Raw genomic sequence first — 16,344 nt, 5'->3', positions numbered from 1 at the left:
AACTTGGTATGTGAGCGTACAATTAGTTCGCATGTACTTAGATAATAGAGGAATTGATTCGTTGAATCAAATAAGGAAAGATAAAGGTTTAATTGAACAGGTACCTGTCACTCTTGAAGGGAGAAAGCCTTTAGTCAGGGTAAACTTTGAAAAGTATACCCAAAAGGACTCAGTCTGAGCCCCAGACTTAGCTAGCTTTTAGGTCTTCTTTATCGTCATTTGAACGAAATTTTTCTAGAACTGAATCAGGGAATCTACCCTTAAGTCCCATACGAGATCGCAAAGGGTTTCCTTTATCACTAGGGAGTGGGAATTTTTTATGCTGTGGGCTAAACCCTAAGATCACAATTTTATCTTGTTGTTCACCTAACCAAGAATAGTGAATAACAGCATCCGAGGTGTAATCTTCATAATTTGGTTGCCGCACATTAAGTGTTTTATAATCAGCATCATCAGCATGGGGCCCTGCATGGTAATGCCATACTTTACACTGCTTGTAAGCCTTGGCTTTAGGTATATCTTTGCCATCCTTGTCGTGCCAACTAGGTTTATTACGCCCTTTTAATTTATTGCCGTCAATGACGTCGTCAACAAAGTCCATCAACAAATCCAGATGTTCATCGCTCAAGTTTTGATAATCGACAAAATAACAATTATTTGTCATTCCTTGAAAAAAGGACTTGTGTAGTAGCACAGCTTTTACTGGCATTTATTTGTTCCCTAAATAGAAAAAACCCCTGCGATTTTAAATCAGCAAGGGTTTATATGCAACTGCGCAACACTAATTAACAAACGGCCATAGATGCTGAATGTTGTTGAACCATTGAAGGTTGAAGCGCTTGACGACTTTGTTGCATTTCGGTTTGTGCTCTAAGAGCATCACGAGCTTCTCGCATAAGTCGACGACGATCTTGTTTCGACATATCGCTAGTCAGAGCCAAACCAACCTCTTCCATTGACGTTGATTGTGCTCTTTTTAAGAGCTCTTGTTCACTTTTGATGTAATCGAGATCTTTATTCATATGGCTTTCCTTAAAGGTACGCCTCAAAGTTACTGAACATAAACTGCTGAACAAATCAAGACAGTGTTCAGAATACGATGGTCGCACATTATCCAAATGACCGTAAAAATGTCAACATATTTTGGTGACTAGATGCATAAGTAGATGGGGAACACTTATCGCAACAAGATCATTTTTAACACATCCTAAAATACAACTCTAGAACAAATTGCATATAATAAGATGTGCATAATTAATATTAGGACTGTATTCAAATTAATCAACAAATTCCTTGATTGAACAATCTTGATGACTATCTAGGCTTACCTATAGGCCCAGGAGATACAACGCTATAGACCTTACTACCATTTTTCTTACAACAACGAAAAGGCCGGTAGAGTTTGAAAATGGCTGAACCATGTGGATTGTTATTATTAAATTTTGCTGTGCGAACGTCATCGAGAGTCGCTTGAGCAGGGTCAAATACATAACGACCGGCTCCCCCTTCATATCTAGTACAACGCTTTTGCTTATAGGGGTAAACCATGTCCATTTTGAACGATTGTGCATCTTGAGGGGTTCGATACTGACCGCCAGTAAAACTACCGGCACCATATTGCGGTAATGGCACGTATACATGAAGACCAACAACCCCTGAATATTGTGCGCGGTTTTCCGCAGCGATACTTGTACCTCTAATTGCAGCTACAACAGAAGCTTTAAACGGGTTAGGAGTATTGATATAACCACTTCTTGGCATAGTCGAACCGTAGTTATTTCCTATATCATTCCATGATAAATGATGGGCTTGATATAGGGCAGTAAGGACAACTTCTGAAGTCGCTAACCATCGCCAAGAAAATAGATCTAGTGTTGAGTTGTAGTAGACTGCTCCACCAGCAGTTGGAACGTTGCAATATCCAGCCCAACCCAAAAATCCGCTTGCAATCGAAGTATGCATACCTTTTTCTACATTCCCACTCACTTGAACATCGCGATATAAAAATCGATTCTCCTGTGATTGGGAGGTAGCGCCCGGTGTATTTTCTAGAAGGGAGTCTATACCGCGCCCTATCATTCCAATAAGTCCAGAACCTGAGTAGCGTGAAAACTTCCAAGTGTAGGGATACATAATAAACATATCTTCAGCTATACCACTTGAGCTTGGGTACACCGACTTCTCAACAAACTCTAAAGGTTCTATTGATGGGGCTTGAGCTACTACTTCAACGTGCGTATCTCTTACAAAATGTTCAACAGCTAAACCAAAGGTGAACTTAGGCCCCCAAAAAGTCCACCGAACAGAAAGACACGATCCGACAATACTGTACTCAATACAGTCTAAGAGTTGAGGAATGTTCACAAGATCGTTTTGCCATGAATAATAAAACTCATCCAGAATAGTCCAAGGATCTCTTTGGGTATTACCAACCGCTTGATTAATCGCAGTAATTCCCATTACTCCGCCGCCGCCGACTGCTAGGCTTCCTATTGCCATAGCGCCCTGAGCCATGTCCCCAATGCTAGATGCCGTATCCACAGCTCCTTGCATTTGTTGAATTTGGCTTAGATCAGGTATGACGCCCAAATTTGCTTGGGCGTTCGAACCGGTCAAAAGAGCGGTCAATAAGATAAACAGACATAAGGAACGATTAACCATACTCACTTTCCTTGTGCATAATACATATCAATTGAATCTTTGACTGAAAGACCATACGTAACGTATTTGTCATTTATGATCACTGCAGGGATGCGCTCAATTCGATACATTTTCGCCATAGTAATTCCGATTTCGGAACGCATCATTTCTGGCGCATAAGCTTTTATCCTAGGAATGATATGCTTGTTAAGGTAAGCGTCCTTTTCGACTTCTGGCCTATCATTTAGCTTCTTTGGAAACTGCCCCTCAAAGTAAGCTCTCAATTTTTCTGATTCATCGACCTTAAAGTAATTGAAGTTTGTGTTCGAAGCAGCTTTTTGGGCCTTCTGAACTTGCTCACTTGTCACCTGAGTTGTGGTAAGCCAAACCACTTTTTCTATAGGTTTGGCTATAGAGTTCTCAGAAAAGGCAAAAGAAAAAAGTGCTAATAAAAGAGATAATTTCATCAGTACCTCGCAAGCTCTTTTTCCAACATAATGTTGATTTCTACTCGACGATTACATTCTCGACCTTCTTCTGTCTCATTTGTACACTTTGGTACCTCTTCCCCGTCTGATAAGCTCTCAATTCGATATGGATTTACCTTACCCAACAACAGCACTTTTCGAACGGCGTCAGCTCTATCTTTTCCAAGTTGCAGATTTGATTTTTCTGAGCCCACAGAATCGGTATGACCGATAATTTCAATACTTGATTCATTGTAGTCTTGAAGGACTTTCGAAAGGCTACGAAGCTTGTCTTTCATAGGGCGCTTCAAAGTAGATTTCCCCGTTTGAAAACCATACTCAGTTGGGATAACTACTTTGATTTCAAAGTCACTGGTTTTAGCAACCTCAAGGTCGATGAACATGTATTTTATGATGTTGTATTGATCATCAAGGTACGCGTTTGAGTTATGCTCAAAAACACCTGCAGTCGCACCAAACGATAAAGTTGTAATTGTTATTAAGGTCGTTTCAATTAATAACCTTTTTAAGCTGCGCATTGTTGTTTAATCTCCTGATAATCAATTCTTCCTTCAATACCTCTTAAGGAATCGAGCTTGTTTGCGATCTCATAAACTGCTTCTAGTTCATCAGTAATTCCGTTCTCTCTCATATATTTTGTTCGAGCTGCTTTTTCGCTTTTGTCTGTTTGTGCTTGCGCAAGAATCAAAGACGGTGGGGTATTTCTGAACATTATCCGGTGGTGTGGTGAGATTACGACGCCTTCTGTGTAAGCTTTGTCTTGCTTACGTGTATTCACCATTAGATGAACATCTTCATCAGACAGCGAACACAACTCTTGAATCTTTCTGGCTTCTTTTTGACGGAAGTTTAAACAGTAGAACCATTCAATATTATTTAGAATTTTCGCGGACTCCCCTTTTAAGTCGTCACAATCCTGAGTTGCAAAGAATGGGTTATGGCCAAGTTTTCGAGCAGTTTTAACAACACGAGTTAAGATCTTCCCTAACACCTGGTTGTTCAACAACAAGTGGGCTTCATCAGTAAATGACACTACATCTCTACTCTCATATTGGTATGCTTCACTTAAATTGTTTATGTGTTGCATCAGCGATAGCACAGCTACATTAAGTTGTGCAGCGTTACCGTCCTGAGATAAAAGGCCCAAGTTAAATACTGTGATGTCTGTATCTGGCCAAGCTTCGGCAGGTTGATTGAATAGTGTGTCGTTGATGCCTGTTGTGAATGCTTCTAGAGACAATGCAATATCTTTTAAGAAGATACGTTTTTGCTCATGAATATCTAGGCTGGTATCTCTAACGTACCCCTCTATAGTCTCGATAATATCTGAGACTACAGTTGGTTTTGCTTTTCCTAAACCTTCATCTAGACCTTTCTGGCGTTGACGCTTGGCAGTATCAACTAAAGCGCGACGTAAAAGGCTTCGGTCTGCCCTAGTGTAACGAGCAAGCTCAGACTCTTCAGAACCAGTGGCCATCAAGAGAAGAACGAGTTCGAGCTCAGATATAGTATCGCCTTGTTTGGTTACATCTTTCTTATCTTCTTTATCATTAACGTCGACATAATCAATATCGTCGAATTCTTCAATCTGATTAACTAGGTCACTATCTGGAATATCGTCAAGAATCTTGTCAATTTTAGAGAATGGAGCTAGACGCGGCGCTGTTTCAGGCATAACTTTTATGTAGTTGACTGAGAGCCCCTTCATAGCCCAGTCTTTGGCCGCCATAACAAAACTGTCGCCATATTCAATGATGAATGTTCTTGGTCTTCTCATAGCGGCAAGGGATGTAACAAGGTTAGCGATAGTTACTGACTTACCACTACCTGTGCTACCAAGTATCATTCCAAATCCAGTTGCTTCATGGTCGAGTTTAGAGAACGGATCAAAAAATACCGGGCTACCCGAACGATTAAAAAACGTAAAGCATGGGTTACCGGTGCCCTCTCCTCTGCTGAATGCAAAAGACAAGTTTGCGCAGTGTTGGGCCCACATGGATCGTAAGTAATACCCTTTGTCTTGCTCTGGTCGAAAGTTCATTGGAAGATGGTTTACGAAAGCTTTAAGCGATAATCCATCAACTTTATCTTTGTAAAGCATTAACCCGGCGTTATTGAGAACTGTTAATGTCTTCCGTTGGTTTGTTTCGAGATCTAGTAAATCATCACCCGTAATATAGACACCCATAGTGACTTGCAATTTTTTTTGGTCGGTTCCAATTTGATCACTCATAGATGCGAAATTAGCTTTTACTTCTTGAGCTTCTTTTGAACTACTTTCAGCTGACTTTGCTGTTTTACGGAATCGCTTATCGAATTCAGGTTGAGGTGTAAAAACGATGGTCTTTGCTAAGATCGTTGAGCTCGGTAAAGCATCCATCACACAGAAATTTGTTTCATTAGCACCTTCTCCGCTAGATACCTCTCCAGTTAGAGCTCCAATACGCGGTGCTTTTCTTAGGCTAGAGAACCGAAGGAATCTCATTGGCTTTTCATTGAAATACCAACAGTTATCTTCAACATCACTTCTTGGTTGATCACTGAGTAATGCTTCACGTAGAGCGCGTCCAGTTAAGAGGTCACTATCTATGTCACACATTCGCTCATAGTAATCTTCTTTATTTTCAAAGATCGATTTGTCTGGTTTCGGGTTAAAGAATTTGAATAACCAAGTAAAGAGGTCAATGTCATCATCTTGGGTGTGCTTTATCCCTGCTTGACTCATCTTTACTTTAAAATTCTCGATAACCTCATTGATTTCTGTCACTGGTGAATGACGCCCAGTAGAGAAGTTACGTACATCACTTTCAGTTTGACGGCGATAGAGGATTAGCTTTGTCCGCGGCATCTTGAAGCGCCACGGTTGGTTGGTTACTTTTGTGTCATGATATAAGCCATCTTCTTTCTGCAGCGTCTTAAAGTGGCGCATCATTAAGTTGATATATTGCTCTGTAAATACAGTACCTTTAGCGTGTGGCAATACATAATCACGCATTCGTTGAATAATGGCATCGACGGAATTATCTTCATACGTAAACTCCTGAAGAACCCACCTTCCCTTTTCTCGCTCTTCAAGTTCATCATAAAGAGACTGAATTGCATCTCTAGTTGTCGCGAGCTGGCTTCCTGTTCGTCCTTCAGTTGCTATCGGAAGTAACGTAAGCGAAACGGCCCTCGATACAAGATCTTCAAGAATGAAAGTTTTAGTTTCCTTGTCATAACCCGAGTAAGGAAGCATAGAAACAAAACTAGGTAGTTTTGTGTCGTAAAGGCCTTTAAGGTGTTCCTTAGTAAAATTATCCCCTGTTCTAAATGGCTCTGTAACCGATTTAAAAACGTCACTCAATGCACTCATTTTCGTTCTCCATTGAATCGGTCACCAAATACGTATTCGTCTCTATCGTACATTTTGAACTCTGTCATCATGGCCGGGATCGGCAATCGATCCGTTTCTGAAATTTTGGGTGGAAAATACATATAAATCGTTGGGTTATGGAGCTTGTTGAAGTTAGCTTGTGTTGAGACTTGATTAATTCGATATACATCCATTACTTGAGGTGTCCCTATGGTTCCTCGCGCTAACAATGCTTGTTTACTCTCGACAAACTCTTGGTCAACATTCGAACCACTTATCTGAGTTCTTCCGCCATTTATGTAAATATCTCTCATCGTTTCGTCTGACTTTGGGATCATCCGATCTTTCTCAGAACTTGAAGAGCACCCCGATAAAATAATTGCAGTGGCAATCAACAGTGTTTTGGTCTTTACCATCCTAAGTACTCCTTCCCGTTCTCAATGTGGACTAATTTTCTCCCATCAGGCTCGTAGTCAATGTGTAATGACTTCTCAATGTTGAGCACCACCTGCTCTCCTGTAGGGACAAACACGACATCAAATGCACTTTGTTGGCGCTCTGCGTACCATCGACCTATTTCATTTGAACCATCAGAAAAACCTTCCCCTAGAGCTTTCTTGCTTGCATCGTTAACTACAGAGGTCGTTGCACCATCAGCCGACGTTGTTGTCGTAACAGCTGAATCAGCGAGCGAACTTGCAAAACTAGATAAAGTCACTAATCCACTTTGAGTTGCAATAAACTCCGGGGCATTAGTCAGATATTCACCGCTTATACATGGGACGCCATAGGCATCGGAGAGCCATCCAAGAGACTCTTCTCCTTCACCACCAGTAATTTCTCTTACTGTTTGATCAGTAAAAGTAAAAGTAATTTTGTCGACGGTGCCCCTAGCGCATTCAAGCGTAAAGTCACCTTCTGCATAACCACTTGCGGTCATGCTTTCTAAGTGAGGCATAAAGAAGTTGTTGGATGCTAAGTTGTCTGAGCCAATCAGAATTTTAAATCGGTAGGGGTTACTGAGCTCATTGCCAATTGGTACTCGACCAAGGATTGCGGACATTCCCACCGAGCCAAAAAATGTAGAGTTTTGGGGTACTGTGTAAATCGGGACTTCAACTTTCTTTGGTTCCTGTTCTCCAAAAAGTTGGGAATCACTAGAAAGAGGTTGTTCAAACCCCGGTTGAGTGTCAGAAAGCGTTTTGCTGTTAAGATTTGGGTAAACGTACTCTTCAGTTCCCTCTTTTGTCGTTATTACGGTACGGTCACTCTGCTCGATTACAACCATGCGATCATCGTCTGAGTTCTGATATGGCAGGTTAGTCGTGTCAATTGGCGAGACGATATCGTCATTAGTTGCCAACCCAGAAATATCTATTGCAGGCTGTACAATCATATCGACAATTGCGTTACCGGTGGCGGGGGGAATATCAACTTTATCGACTGTCTGTTCATAATCGGTGACACCGATTGGCTTCAAGTCGTTGTCATTTATGCCAAGAAAGGAATCATCTTCAGGCTGAGATTGTTCTTGGTACTCTTTTAACTCTTGACTAAGTAATTCGATTTTGTATTCCATTTCGGCATACTTGTCTTGTAGTTGAAGATACTCCCCTTTTTCTCCCCCCCCTTTTGCATTCAATTGTCGTTCTAATGACCCTAATTTATTGCGTAAGAAATCGTTTTCATTATTCAGAGAATCTATACGTTTATCAGTATTTTTCTTCTCAGCAAGTAAGGTGTTAAGAGTACTTTTGGTGTTGTTTAGTGATAGGTCATCTTCACTTACTTGCTCATTATGGAAACTATCTTCTTTAGTTTCTTGTTGCTGGTTAACTGACTCAACCTCTTTACCAGAGTTAATTTGAACTAACAAACCGATAACGATTAGAGCGCCAAGTCCCACCAGAATTTTGTTTAAATTACTCATAGTTTGCAAACTCCCTGTTATCGAGTAAGACGCAAACCATTGAATTTGACGCAATCACATCACGCCAAAAATGCGGTCAATTTGAAATGAAAATGCAGCCGATTAAGGCTGCATTGATTGGAGGTGCTTATTCTGAAATGAACGCTATAGAAAGCTAGAATTCTCTGAAAGCGGCTTATCAGTTATGTAGTACAAGACTGATGATTGTCCATCCGTTCCCCTAGGCATTACATTGATGTGCTGACTGCTCGCTGCTAGATACCCATTTACTTCTAAATCAGAGAAGATTATAGGCTGCACTTCATTGGTTCTATTCGTTAAAACGATGGCGGTCAAAGTATAATTTTGCGTTCGATACTGCTTTACTGCCTGTAAATCGAATAGGCCTGCGCTTCTACCAGTGAACATAAGTTCAAGATTTAACGGTCTTAATATGGGAGACTCCTGAATAGGTAGGTCCATTTTTTTAAATTCAGGTGGAGCGAAAAAATCGTGAGTGGCATATTGAGTTAGTTGCTTCTTAGATACTTGCCCTGACTTGGCAAATAACTTTTGCCTCGATTCATCATCGGCTATTTTTTCTTCATTAGTAATTACTTTAACGTTCGGTAAAGGCATTTCGTTTGAGGATTCTTCGGCGAAGATATACGCCCAAATTACCTCTCCTGTACTTACCAATGTTACCTTAATGCGAGCTTTTGGGAATGGAGCTCTTGGAATAAAATAAGCGTTACCGGCACTTGAGTCTACCCTCATCCGATTAAGTACTTTATTGGGGATTGCCATTGAAATGTTATCTGGGAATTCAATAATCCGTTCTTTGTTTACTTCTAGTCTTATCTCTAACGGCTTCTTGTCCCAAACTAGAACCTCCGTTGCGAAAACATTGAATGAAAACATCGCCATCATAAATATAACCAGGTACTTCATTACTTAACCTCATTGATGATTGTTGGTTTTCGTTCAAAGCCAGTTACTATCAGCCCTAGTGGATTACGGTCATAGTTTGTTTCCACGCGTTCAACTTGGAGTGGGTATCGTGCGCGAACATGTTGAACTAATTCACCCAAATAATAGTCTTCAACAATGATATCTAGGTAGACAACCCACGCCTTATTCTTCACACGCTCAAACACACGCTTTTCAACTTCGTGAATCATTCCCGGCACTAACGTGACTTTACGAACTCGGTCAAGCTCCCCTTTTGCTTTTAAGCTCTTGTACGATCTAAATAATTGTTCTCGAAAATCTTCAGAAAAGTACTCTCTATAGGCATCAAGGTTTTGAAAAGCATCTTTTTCTCCGTTTTTAAGCCACGAATTAACCTCTATCCACAGGTATGAAACCGTAGATAACACGTTTGCACTTGGAACATCACCAATCTGCATTACAGCGCCATTAGATAGGTCAGGCGGTACGTAAACTGTAATTTTATCTGGTGCTTTATAGATGGTTGCTATCAAACCAATGATGATGATGCTCTGAAGCAGAAACGATATTCTGAGAGAGACAATTTGTGCATTTTTCTCAGCTAGAACGTCTACGAGCTTTTTAGGTAATGACAATTTCATGTTGCTTATACCTCCCTATCATTAATCGACCAATACGTACTTCGTATACACTTGAAGTCGATTTTGATACCCAAAAAACCGTCATCTTGAACCTTCCTTCTTAAGTCGACCCATAACATATAACTAGGTCGACCTTTTTTGACATGATATGCAGTGTGTGATGCCTTTGCGGTAAGAAGTCCCGCAGTCGCACCTCCAGCAATGAGACCCAATGACCAAATTCCGATCCAAAAATGAGCAATGAGAGTCATGACCGACGCTGAAATCAAGAACATCACCACAAAAGTGATTAGAAGTTCTTTTTGAGTGAAGCCGCCAACCATAGTTGCTTCATAGTCCAATTTATCGAGCGTAGATTGAATGTTGTTTTCATCAAATTCAGCCATTGGAACCTCACTAAGTGGTAAAAATTTGCTCTGCCATTGTTAGCAAGATCATGCCTATTACAGCTACGATACCGCCACTAACACCCACAGAGATAAAATCTGACCACTCTTTCTTCTCCTTGGTTACGTCCCAGTAGGTTTTACCAAGCGCGCCGACATATCCGACTAAGATTAATGCGCCGACAATCTGAGCAAAAAGAACCACACCATCAGTGGCCGTTTCTCGGCCCATCGCAATATAGTCACCTTGCTGTGCACCTGTTGATGTTTTGGCAGTCGGCAACGCTGAGAGAGCATCTACTGAATAGAGAGCTCCAAGGTAATACCACTTGTTTAAGAGTTTTCTATACATCCTTTTTATCCTTTGATTAGAGTGAAATTAATATGTTTAGAATGGTTAACATTCCCAACGCTCGGATAACTAACAAGCCCCAAGCTTTCTTAGTAATTTGGCCGTCTGTAAATGCGCCAAAACTGTCGTGAATAGCGTATGCCATAATGCAAAATGCCACACCCAGTGTTAGCCCTTTGATGATGAATCGAATGTTGTCTACTGCATTGGAACCGACTACGAAATCAAATGCTTCTTGTACTGTTGTACCCACTGGATCAGGTTCCTGAACAACTGCAAACGCTTCTGGTACAAATGCGATTAATAAGACCGCAATTAAACGTAAGAATGGCGATGACTTATTCATACGAATCTTCCGTGGTAGTTTTTGAATGTGCATCAATTGGGAAATCAATTGATCGATACTCTTCAAGGGGTTTGTTTAAGTGATGCTCTATCTTTCTGGCAATTTGGTTTGCATCATGGAGTAACTTTGGGTAGTTCAAAGATATACGGGCGTTCGGGTCTGCGCTTTCTGAAGCTTGCACTAATACGGTTTGATTAAGTGCATCAAGTTGCTTCATATAGCGCTCTAGATGCTCCCTTTCTTCCCATATACCCGCTTGGCTTGATACTGAAAAAATGGCCGTTAACAGTGGTAGTATTTGGAGTGGCGTTAGATTCATCGTATCGTCCTTGGTTTTTACGGTTACTAAATACTCAGGACGCTTTAGATAGATTTTGATGTACCGATAAATGCCAAAAAAGCGGATTCGATAATGAATCCGCAGTTGAGTTGAAAGCTTTACCAGTATTTCTTGTATGAAGCTGTTACTTGTCGGACGAAGAATGCTGACAAGCAAGCACTTGGTAACATTACGTGTGTAGCTTGAAGAGAATTGGGGATGGCCATGTAAAAAAATAAAACTGTATAACTCGATGCGGTAAAGGCCAAATACCACCACTCAATGGTATCTTGTGAGTCTCGCTTACCTTTGAAGGTATTAATTTTCCTTTCTACAGTTCCATCAACAAACCCTGCGCCGATTATAACCAAACACGGCAAAATCATCGCAATAACAGTGAGAATTTTAGCTAACCAAGTAAACGTTACGATAACCCAAAGGCGAATTAACTCTGGAATAGCTGAAATAATGTCCTTAGAAAAGGAGATCATTAGACGCGACATTTCTGTCTTACCAGATGATGATTGTTCAAGCTTGCTAGAAGCTAAAACTGCATATTTGTCTACAAATGCGATCATTCCATCAAGGTTTACAGCTCCTAGTAGGTAAACCTCTACCATCGTCATAACTGATTCTTCTTTAAACCAGCTTCCCGTTTGAGCAAAATTTGAAACGCTCTGATAGCGTTCATAACTTGCTTGTAGAGGCTCATCCACATACATGAACAAACCGAGTTCAAGTAACAACAACACCATCCCTGCAAAAATTGAGACCCCAATTACTTTGGTCAATAGCTTTAATAAAAACCCAAAGACTGGAATTTTAGGACTAAACTTTGCGTTATCCTTTTTAGGTTCTTGATTGTTGTTAGTACTTGATTTGGCCATACCCTTTAACCTTCGTTAGTGACGAATGTTTGGATAATTTGTTCTGGTGCTAGGTAACCCTCATATGGGTAACCATTTATAACAAAAACTGGTGTACCTCCTAGTCCTAACTGCATCGCGACATTAAAGTTGTTTTGGATGATTGGACTCAGTGGAGAGGCATGTATGTACTGACTTTTAAATAGTCTCTGCATATTCTCATAAGGCGCATCAGACTCAACGATAGTTGACATCATATTCGCCACTTGGTCACTTTGAACGCCATTCCTAGGGAACAATACAAACCGGAAAGAGATCCCCGCCGAAAGGTAAGAATCAATGTTCTCATGAACCTTTTGACACCAACCACAAGTAAAATCAGTAAACATAGTAACGACGACTTTTTCGTTGGGCGCGACCTTATTAATTGTGTCCGGCATGTTCATTACCACATAGTCAAACAATTCAAGATCAACTAGAGCCAATTCGCCATTTCGGATCATCATGGGTTTAGTGCCTTTAAAAAACACTTCTCGCTCTTCGTTGTAGTATATAGGGCCCTGATCCGTTAATGCTGTTTTGAAAGATACGTTATCTAAAGCCTCATTTTGTGAATCTACAAACACTGTTAGACCATACTGGTTTAGGTAATGCGTGCCTGTCTTTGCAACGTTTGTTACTTCTTGGTCCGCTAGTGCAGTAGTACCAAATAGAACTGTTGCTGAAAAAATTGCATTCAGAATCGTTTTCATATTTTTGTCTCTTAGATAAAATCACACCAAGTAAAATAGGTAACTGCGCCATCATCGAAGTAGGTCTTAACACCATCTACATCTTCCCCTGTAGCACGATAACGAACCAACCAATCGACTCCATTATCAACAGCCCACGCAGCAACAGCTTTTAAGTTATATGGAAGATCTGAACCTGTTGCTGTAATACCCTTAACAGCAACTTCAATTCGTGGTTGATAATCTGTTGGACAAGTTGGCTTGGTTACTGAGGTGCCGGTAGCACCGGATGTTACTAGAGAGCCAACTTTTACTGTCCCGGTTAAAGCCGTACGATCGGTAAGTCCAGTGAATGAAATATCTCGAACATTGTCTAAATAGAATCCACCGTAATCCCAATCAGCAGTCATAGGATCTGAACCATCACGGCTTACTAGGCTGTCCATTGTCACTGCGGTACCCGGTCTAGTGAAAGTGATCGTAACAACGCCACCGGCCTCAGTGTAATTTGGGATTTCAATTAGTTTTGAGCGGACGACATTTCGAAATCTAATGGGCTGAATATTCGATATATCAAATGAGAGTCGAAATGCAGGATAGTTGTCGGCTGGATCGGAAAATCGAACTAAATTCAATACAACATCTGCATTACCAGCAGTTACCCATGGCAGTTTCGTTTGATTAAGGCATAACCCTGCTACTTCGTTTGCATCCGAACACGCGTCGATGTACCCGTCGGCAATTAGCTCGTTTATATTTAATGGGTAATTGTTTAAAGAATCTGGTGCACTCCCACTCAAAACAGACTCCATAAAATGGCGTTGGGCTGCATCTTGAACAGTCATAATCCGGTTAACGGCAATGTTCGCTAACTGTTCTTGCTTTAGGTTTCTTAGAACCCTAGCTCCAGAAACGGCAATGACAATCAGAACAATAAGACCAAGAGCGACATTTACTAAAAGATCACCTTTTTGCTTTTTCCTTAGTGATGGTTGTCTATTCATTCCGAGTTATCCGTTACATAAATTAGTATCTATATGAAGTAATGAAAATGCTGTTCGTTTAAAATCTATCTTTCGAGTAAAACGCACTTCATCATCATCACTGAAAGTGAAAAAAGGGAGTTGGGAGTAACTTTGTGTCGCAGTTTCATTTAATGGAACTACGATATCTATGGTGTCGACAAAGCCAATAGCAGAACCAGAACGGTAAGTAACTGTCGTTCTTACAGGGTCAAAGAAACGTTGAGTTGACCATTGGGCATCTAACATTCCAATAGCTATTAGAGTTGTACCATTTGTAGCGGTAGGTACTGTTGTAAAACAAGAGCCGTTGGTATTCACCTCATTAAAGTAATTAAGTTTTGCAGCGACATAAATGTCATCAAAGAACACTTGAAGTTCTTGCTTTCGTAATGTGTCATCGAGGATTTTTTTCGATTGAGAAACGCTTATGACCAAGAGGATAGAAATTACTAAAACCCCTAAAGCGGTCTGTATTAAGGTAACGCCTTTTTGCTTCTTTATCATAAGCGCCTCAATCAACTATTAATTACAGAGCTACATCGTCAAAGTAACTGTGCCACCCGTAACATCGATGGTGCCGCAGCCTGTTACTGATTGGCACGCATCAGCAGTTAGTGGCGCTAACGTATCGCCAATATCGTTAACACGCTCAGTTGGTAACCCTGTTACAACAATCGTCTTTTGCATTACATTAGCTGCAACAGCAATTGTGTATGAACCACCAAATGGGTTTGTGTTTGCACCTGTACCACCAACACCACCACAAGTTGTTTGACTGATCGATTGCTGCCCCGCCGCACATAGGACTGTCATAGATACGCCTGTATACCCAGGACGAAATGACTTCCAAGAATCGGCTGCTGAATTAATTTCTGTAACATCACGCACAACGTCTTGTTTTGCTAATCGGTATTGAATTTCGGTCCAGCCGAAAATACCTACAGCCAATATAACGATACCTGCAACAACAGCTAGACCAATTTCTACTAGTGTTACCCCTTTACGACGGTTTGAGTGTTGAGTTTCTGTTTTAGCCATGTTCATGCATTTCTCCTTTTAACAGTGCTTTTAGTGGCTTTCATACATAAAAACGCCTTTTGACATAACCCCTCCCCTTTTCAATGCCAAAAAAGCGGTAAAGTCGAATATTTTATGAATGTCATAGCTTGTTGAATCGACGTAGTGCAGAGGGCATTACTCAATGGTCTGGAAGTGGTTCGTTGTGCTGAGAATAGGCACTACGTTTTAAATCAAGATACGTTGGAAATGAAAACCTGAGCATGTATTGCTCAGGCTTAAATGGGAGAAATTAGTTAATTGAAAGTGCGACCATAAAAATAGACACGAACAAAGTCAGCAGTGACCCAATAAAGAAGACCATGAATATTAGTTTAGTCAACTTTTGAAGATTACTAATTTGGCGCTCCAAAATAGTATTATGACTTTGAGCAGAAAGTAGTAATCGATCTCCTATTTCTGAATCAGGAATGCTTCTACTTAAACGGTGGATATCTCGTTCATTGATCATGCCTGTATCTAAAGTCTCGCCCAGAACGCCTTGAGACTTATGAATGTTGTCTTCAATTTTTGATAGGTGATATCTAGTATAGAAATTAGAATTTTTCTGTAAAAACTGAACACTGTCTAACAATGGTTCATCAGCGTTTATCAACGTGGATAAGCTACTTAGAGTTAAACCTCCATTCAAGATTCGGTACTGCTTAAAAAACGGTAGTTTATCTATGAAAGCACGAGGAGGCCCTACAAGTTTAGTTGTGATAAACCAAACAAGCACAAAGAAAGCTATTACTCCACTTACGATTTGTATCCAGTTTCCAGCAACAAACCCAGTGTACTCATACATGAACCGTGAGAAAAAATCCCATTTCTTATAGGGTTGAATTTCAACAAGTTGAGAGAAAATGTATTGTCCAATAAAGCCTACAGCCATCATTACAAGCACAATTTTGAATACCGGGATAATGAATGAGAAGACTAATTTTCCAAACAACCCTTCATTAAGTTGTAAAGCTCTACTGGCCTCTTTAAAACCCTTACTGGTATCACCATTATTGATACCCGCCTTTAGAGTTTGCAAAGTCGTTGGTGATAAAAGAGGTTTAAAAACGACATCTAGTGGCTGTGAGTTTTCAATGGCAATTTCCATGTTTTTGCCAATAACCTTTTCAAACCCCGACCCTTTTTTAAGGTCAATTGCTATATCAACACTAGGCATATCTTGATCAAGTAAAAACGCGATATCTTCAAGCAAATGCATTTTGTCTTCAGTAGATGAAAGTTTGTAGGTAAGATTATCTAAAAATCCGATCTCCAT

The 16,344-nt window shown here is 40.5% G+C and carries 20 protein-coding genes; all 20 read right to left on the bottom strand.

All coding sequences use genetic code 11. The features are described 5' to 3' along the window. Positions 1-187: 187 nt before the first annotated feature. Positions 188-709, bottom strand: a complete 522-nt coding sequence (locus FIV04_RS25855; RefSeq protein WP_152471289.1) for a hypothetical protein — start codon at positions 707-709, stop codon at positions 188-190. Between the two features lie 76 nt (positions 710-785). After that, positions 786-1,022, bottom strand: coding sequence for a hypothetical protein (locus FIV04_RS25850; RefSeq protein WP_152471288.1), 237 nt, complete (start codon positions 1,020-1,022; stop codon positions 786-788). A gap of 292 nt (positions 1,023-1,314) precedes the next feature. After that, positions 1,315-2,661 (bottom strand): TraU family protein, encoded by a 1,347-nt coding sequence (locus FIV04_RS25845; protein WP_152471287.1) that lies wholly within the window; start codon positions 2,659-2,661, stop codon positions 1,315-1,317. A 2-nt stretch (positions 2,662-2,663) separates the two neighbouring features. Next, a complete protein-coding gene (locus tag FIV04_RS25840) occupies positions 2,664-3,107 on the bottom strand; it encodes a DUF1525 domain-containing protein (protein WP_152471286.1) in 444 nt (147 codons plus the stop codon). Next, positions 3,107-3,646, bottom strand: coding sequence for an OmpA family protein (locus tag FIV04_RS25835; protein WP_152471285.1), 540 nt, complete (start codon positions 3,644-3,646; stop codon positions 3,107-3,109). The genes FIV04_RS25840 and FIV04_RS25835 overlap by 1 nt, the downstream gene beginning before the upstream one ends. Then, the gene (locus FIV04_RS25830) at positions 3,634-6,483 is read right to left on the bottom strand and encodes a conjugative transfer ATPase (RefSeq protein ID WP_152471284.1); all 2,850 of its coding nucleotides are present in this window, start codon (positions 6,481-6,483) and stop codon (positions 3,634-3,636) included. Before FIV04_RS25830 ends, FIV04_RS25835 begins: the two co-directional genes overlap by 13 nt. Continuing rightward, positions 6,480-6,899, bottom strand: coding sequence for a hypothetical protein (locus tag FIV04_RS25825; protein WP_152471283.1), 420 nt, complete (start codon positions 6,897-6,899; stop codon positions 6,480-6,482). Before FIV04_RS25825 ends, FIV04_RS25830 begins: the two co-directional genes overlap by 4 nt. After that, on the bottom strand, positions 6,893-8,413 hold the full coding sequence (locus tag FIV04_RS25820; RefSeq protein ID WP_152471282.1) for a TIGR03752 family integrating conjugative element protein: 1,521 nt from the start codon (positions 8,411-8,413) through the stop codon (positions 6,893-6,895). The genes FIV04_RS25825 and FIV04_RS25820 overlap by 7 nt, the downstream gene beginning before the upstream one ends. A gap of 144 nt (positions 8,414-8,557) precedes the next feature. Next, on the bottom strand, positions 8,558-9,343 hold the full coding sequence (locus FIV04_RS25815) for a TIGR03749 family integrating conjugative element protein (RefSeq protein ID WP_152471281.1): 786 nt from the start codon (positions 9,341-9,343) through the stop codon (positions 8,558-8,560). Then, entirely contained in the window at positions 9,343-9,984 is a 642-nt protein-coding gene (locus tag FIV04_RS25810; protein ID WP_152471280.1) for a PFL_4703 family integrating conjugative element protein, read from the bottom strand. The genes FIV04_RS25815 and FIV04_RS25810 overlap by 1 nt, the downstream gene beginning before the upstream one ends. Positions 9,985-9,989: 5 nt before the next feature. Further along, a complete protein-coding gene (locus FIV04_RS25805; RefSeq protein ID WP_152471279.1) occupies positions 9,990-10,370 on the bottom strand; it encodes a DUF3487 family protein in 381 nt (126 codons plus the stop codon). Between the two features lie 10 nt (positions 10,371-10,380). Next, positions 10,381-10,722: a DUF2976 domain-containing protein gene (locus FIV04_RS25800; RefSeq protein ID WP_152471278.1), complete on the bottom strand. Its 342-nt coding sequence runs from the start codon at positions 10,720-10,722 to the stop codon at positions 10,381-10,383. Between the two features lie 16 nt (positions 10,723-10,738). Further along, positions 10,739-11,068 carry a DUF3262 family protein gene (locus FIV04_RS25795; RefSeq protein ID WP_152471277.1) on the bottom strand — a complete coding sequence of 110 codons (330 nt, stop codon included), beginning with the start codon at positions 11,066-11,068 and terminating at the stop codon, positions 10,739-10,741. After that, positions 11,061-11,387, bottom strand: a complete 327-nt coding sequence (locus FIV04_RS25790; RefSeq protein WP_152471276.1) for an RAQPRD family integrative conjugative element protein — start codon at positions 11,385-11,387, stop codon at positions 11,061-11,063. Before FIV04_RS25790 ends, FIV04_RS25795 begins: the two co-directional genes overlap by 8 nt. Before the next feature lie 119 nt (positions 11,388-11,506). Continuing rightward, on the bottom strand, positions 11,507-12,274 hold the full coding sequence (locus FIV04_RS25785; protein ID WP_152471275.1) for a DUF4400 domain-containing protein: 768 nt from the start codon (positions 12,272-12,274) through the stop codon (positions 11,507-11,509). 5 nt (positions 12,275-12,279) lie between these two features. Next, on the bottom strand, positions 12,280-13,005 hold the full coding sequence (locus FIV04_RS25780; RefSeq protein WP_152471274.1) for a thioredoxin domain-containing protein: 726 nt from the start codon (positions 13,003-13,005) through the stop codon (positions 12,280-12,282). 11 nt (positions 13,006-13,016) lie between these two features. Next, positions 13,017-13,988 (bottom strand): hypothetical protein, encoded by a 972-nt coding sequence (locus FIV04_RS25775; RefSeq protein WP_152471273.1) that lies wholly within the window; start codon positions 13,986-13,988, stop codon positions 13,017-13,019. A 6-nt stretch (positions 13,989-13,994) separates the two neighbouring features. Next, a complete protein-coding gene (locus tag FIV04_RS25770; RefSeq protein ID WP_152471272.1) occupies positions 13,995-14,513 on the bottom strand; it encodes a type II secretion system protein in 519 nt (172 codons plus the stop codon). A gap of 30 nt (positions 14,514-14,543) precedes the next feature. Further along, on the bottom strand, positions 14,544-15,053 hold the full coding sequence (locus FIV04_RS25765; RefSeq protein ID WP_152471271.1) for a hypothetical protein: 510 nt from the start codon (positions 15,051-15,053) through the stop codon (positions 14,544-14,546). A 265-nt stretch (positions 15,054-15,318) separates the two neighbouring features. Beyond that, a complete protein-coding gene (locus tag FIV04_RS25760) occupies positions 15,319-16,344 on the bottom strand; it encodes a hypothetical protein (RefSeq protein WP_152471270.1) in 1,026 nt (341 codons plus the stop codon).

This window comes from Vibrio sp. THAF190c (assembly GCF_009363355.1).
GTDB classification, from domain to species: domain Bacteria; phylum Pseudomonadota; class Gammaproteobacteria; order Enterobacterales; family Vibrionaceae; genus Vibrio; species Vibrio fortis_A.
The sequence above is the reverse complement of the archived record's forward strand: the minus strand, read 5'-3'. Positions and strand labels throughout refer to the sequence as shown.

What these genes read in the sequence shown, in the direction of transcription:
- FIV04_RS25825 (WP_152471283.1), bottom strand. Translation starts at nt 6,899, where the DNA reads ATGGTAAAGACCAAAACACTGTTGATTGCCACTGCAATTATTTTATCG.
- FIV04_RS25830 (WP_152471284.1), bottom strand. Translation starts at nt 6,483, where the DNA reads ATGAGTGCATTGAGTGACGTTTTTAAATCGGTTACAGAGCCATTTAGA.
- FIV04_RS25810 (WP_152471280.1), bottom strand. Translation starts at nt 9,984, where the DNA reads ATGAAATTGTCATTACCTAAAAAGCTCGTAGACGTTCTAGCTGAGAAA.
- FIV04_RS25835 (WP_152471285.1), bottom strand. Translation starts at nt 3,646, where the DNA reads ATGCGCAGCTTAAAAAGGTTATTAATTGAAACGACCTTAATAACAATT.
- FIV04_RS25760 (WP_152471270.1), bottom strand. Translation starts at nt 16,344, where the DNA reads ATGGAGATCGGATTTTTAGATAATCTTACCTACAAACTTTCATCTACT.
- FIV04_RS25765 (WP_152471271.1), bottom strand. Translation starts at nt 15,053, where the DNA reads ATGAACATGGCTAAAACAGAAACTCAACACTCAAACCGTCGTAAAGGG.
- FIV04_RS25840 (WP_152471286.1), bottom strand. Translation starts at nt 3,107, where the DNA reads ATGAAATTATCTCTTTTATTAGCACTTTTTTCTTTTGCCTTTTCTGAG.
- FIV04_RS25820 (WP_152471282.1), bottom strand. Translation starts at nt 8,413, where the DNA reads ATGAGTAATTTAAACAAAATTCTGGTGGGACTTGGCGCTCTAATCGTT.
- FIV04_RS25845 (WP_152471287.1), bottom strand. Translation starts at nt 2,661, where the DNA reads ATGGTTAATCGTTCCTTATGTCTGTTTATCTTATTGACCGCTCTTTTG.
- FIV04_RS25790 (WP_152471276.1), bottom strand. Translation starts at nt 11,387, where the DNA reads ATGAATCTAACGCCACTCCAAATACTACCACTGTTAACGGCCATTTTT.
- FIV04_RS25785 (WP_152471275.1), bottom strand. Translation starts at nt 12,274, where the DNA reads ATGGCCAAATCAAGTACTAACAACAATCAAGAACCTAAAAAGGATAAC.
- FIV04_RS25800 (WP_152471278.1), bottom strand. Translation starts at nt 10,722, where the DNA reads ATGTATAGAAAACTCTTAAACAAGTGGTATTACCTTGGAGCTCTCTAT.
- FIV04_RS25780 (WP_152471274.1), bottom strand. Translation starts at nt 13,005, where the DNA reads ATGAAAACGATTCTGAATGCAATTTTTTCAGCAACAGTTCTATTTGGT.
- FIV04_RS25775 (WP_152471273.1), bottom strand. Translation starts at nt 13,988, where the DNA reads ATGAATAGACAACCATCACTAAGGAAAAAGCAAAAAGGTGATCTTTTA.
- FIV04_RS25855 (WP_152471289.1), bottom strand. Translation starts at nt 709, where the DNA reads ATGCCAGTAAAAGCTGTGCTACTACACAAGTCCTTTTTTCAAGGAATG.
- FIV04_RS25795 (WP_152471277.1), bottom strand. Translation starts at nt 11,068, where the DNA reads ATGAATAAGTCATCGCCATTCTTACGTTTAATTGCGGTCTTATTAATC.
- FIV04_RS25815 (WP_152471281.1), bottom strand. Translation starts at nt 9,343, where the DNA reads ATGAAGTACCTGGTTATATTTATGATGGCGATGTTTTCATTCAATGTT.
- FIV04_RS25850 (WP_152471288.1), bottom strand. Translation starts at nt 1,022, where the DNA reads ATGAATAAAGATCTCGATTACATCAAAAGTGAACAAGAGCTCTTAAAA.
- FIV04_RS25805 (WP_152471279.1), bottom strand. Translation starts at nt 10,370, where the DNA reads ATGGCTGAATTTGATGAAAACAACATTCAATCTACGCTCGATAAATTG.
- FIV04_RS25770 (WP_152471272.1), bottom strand. Translation starts at nt 14,513, where the DNA reads ATGATAAAGAAGCAAAAAGGCGTTACCTTAATACAGACCGCTTTAGGG.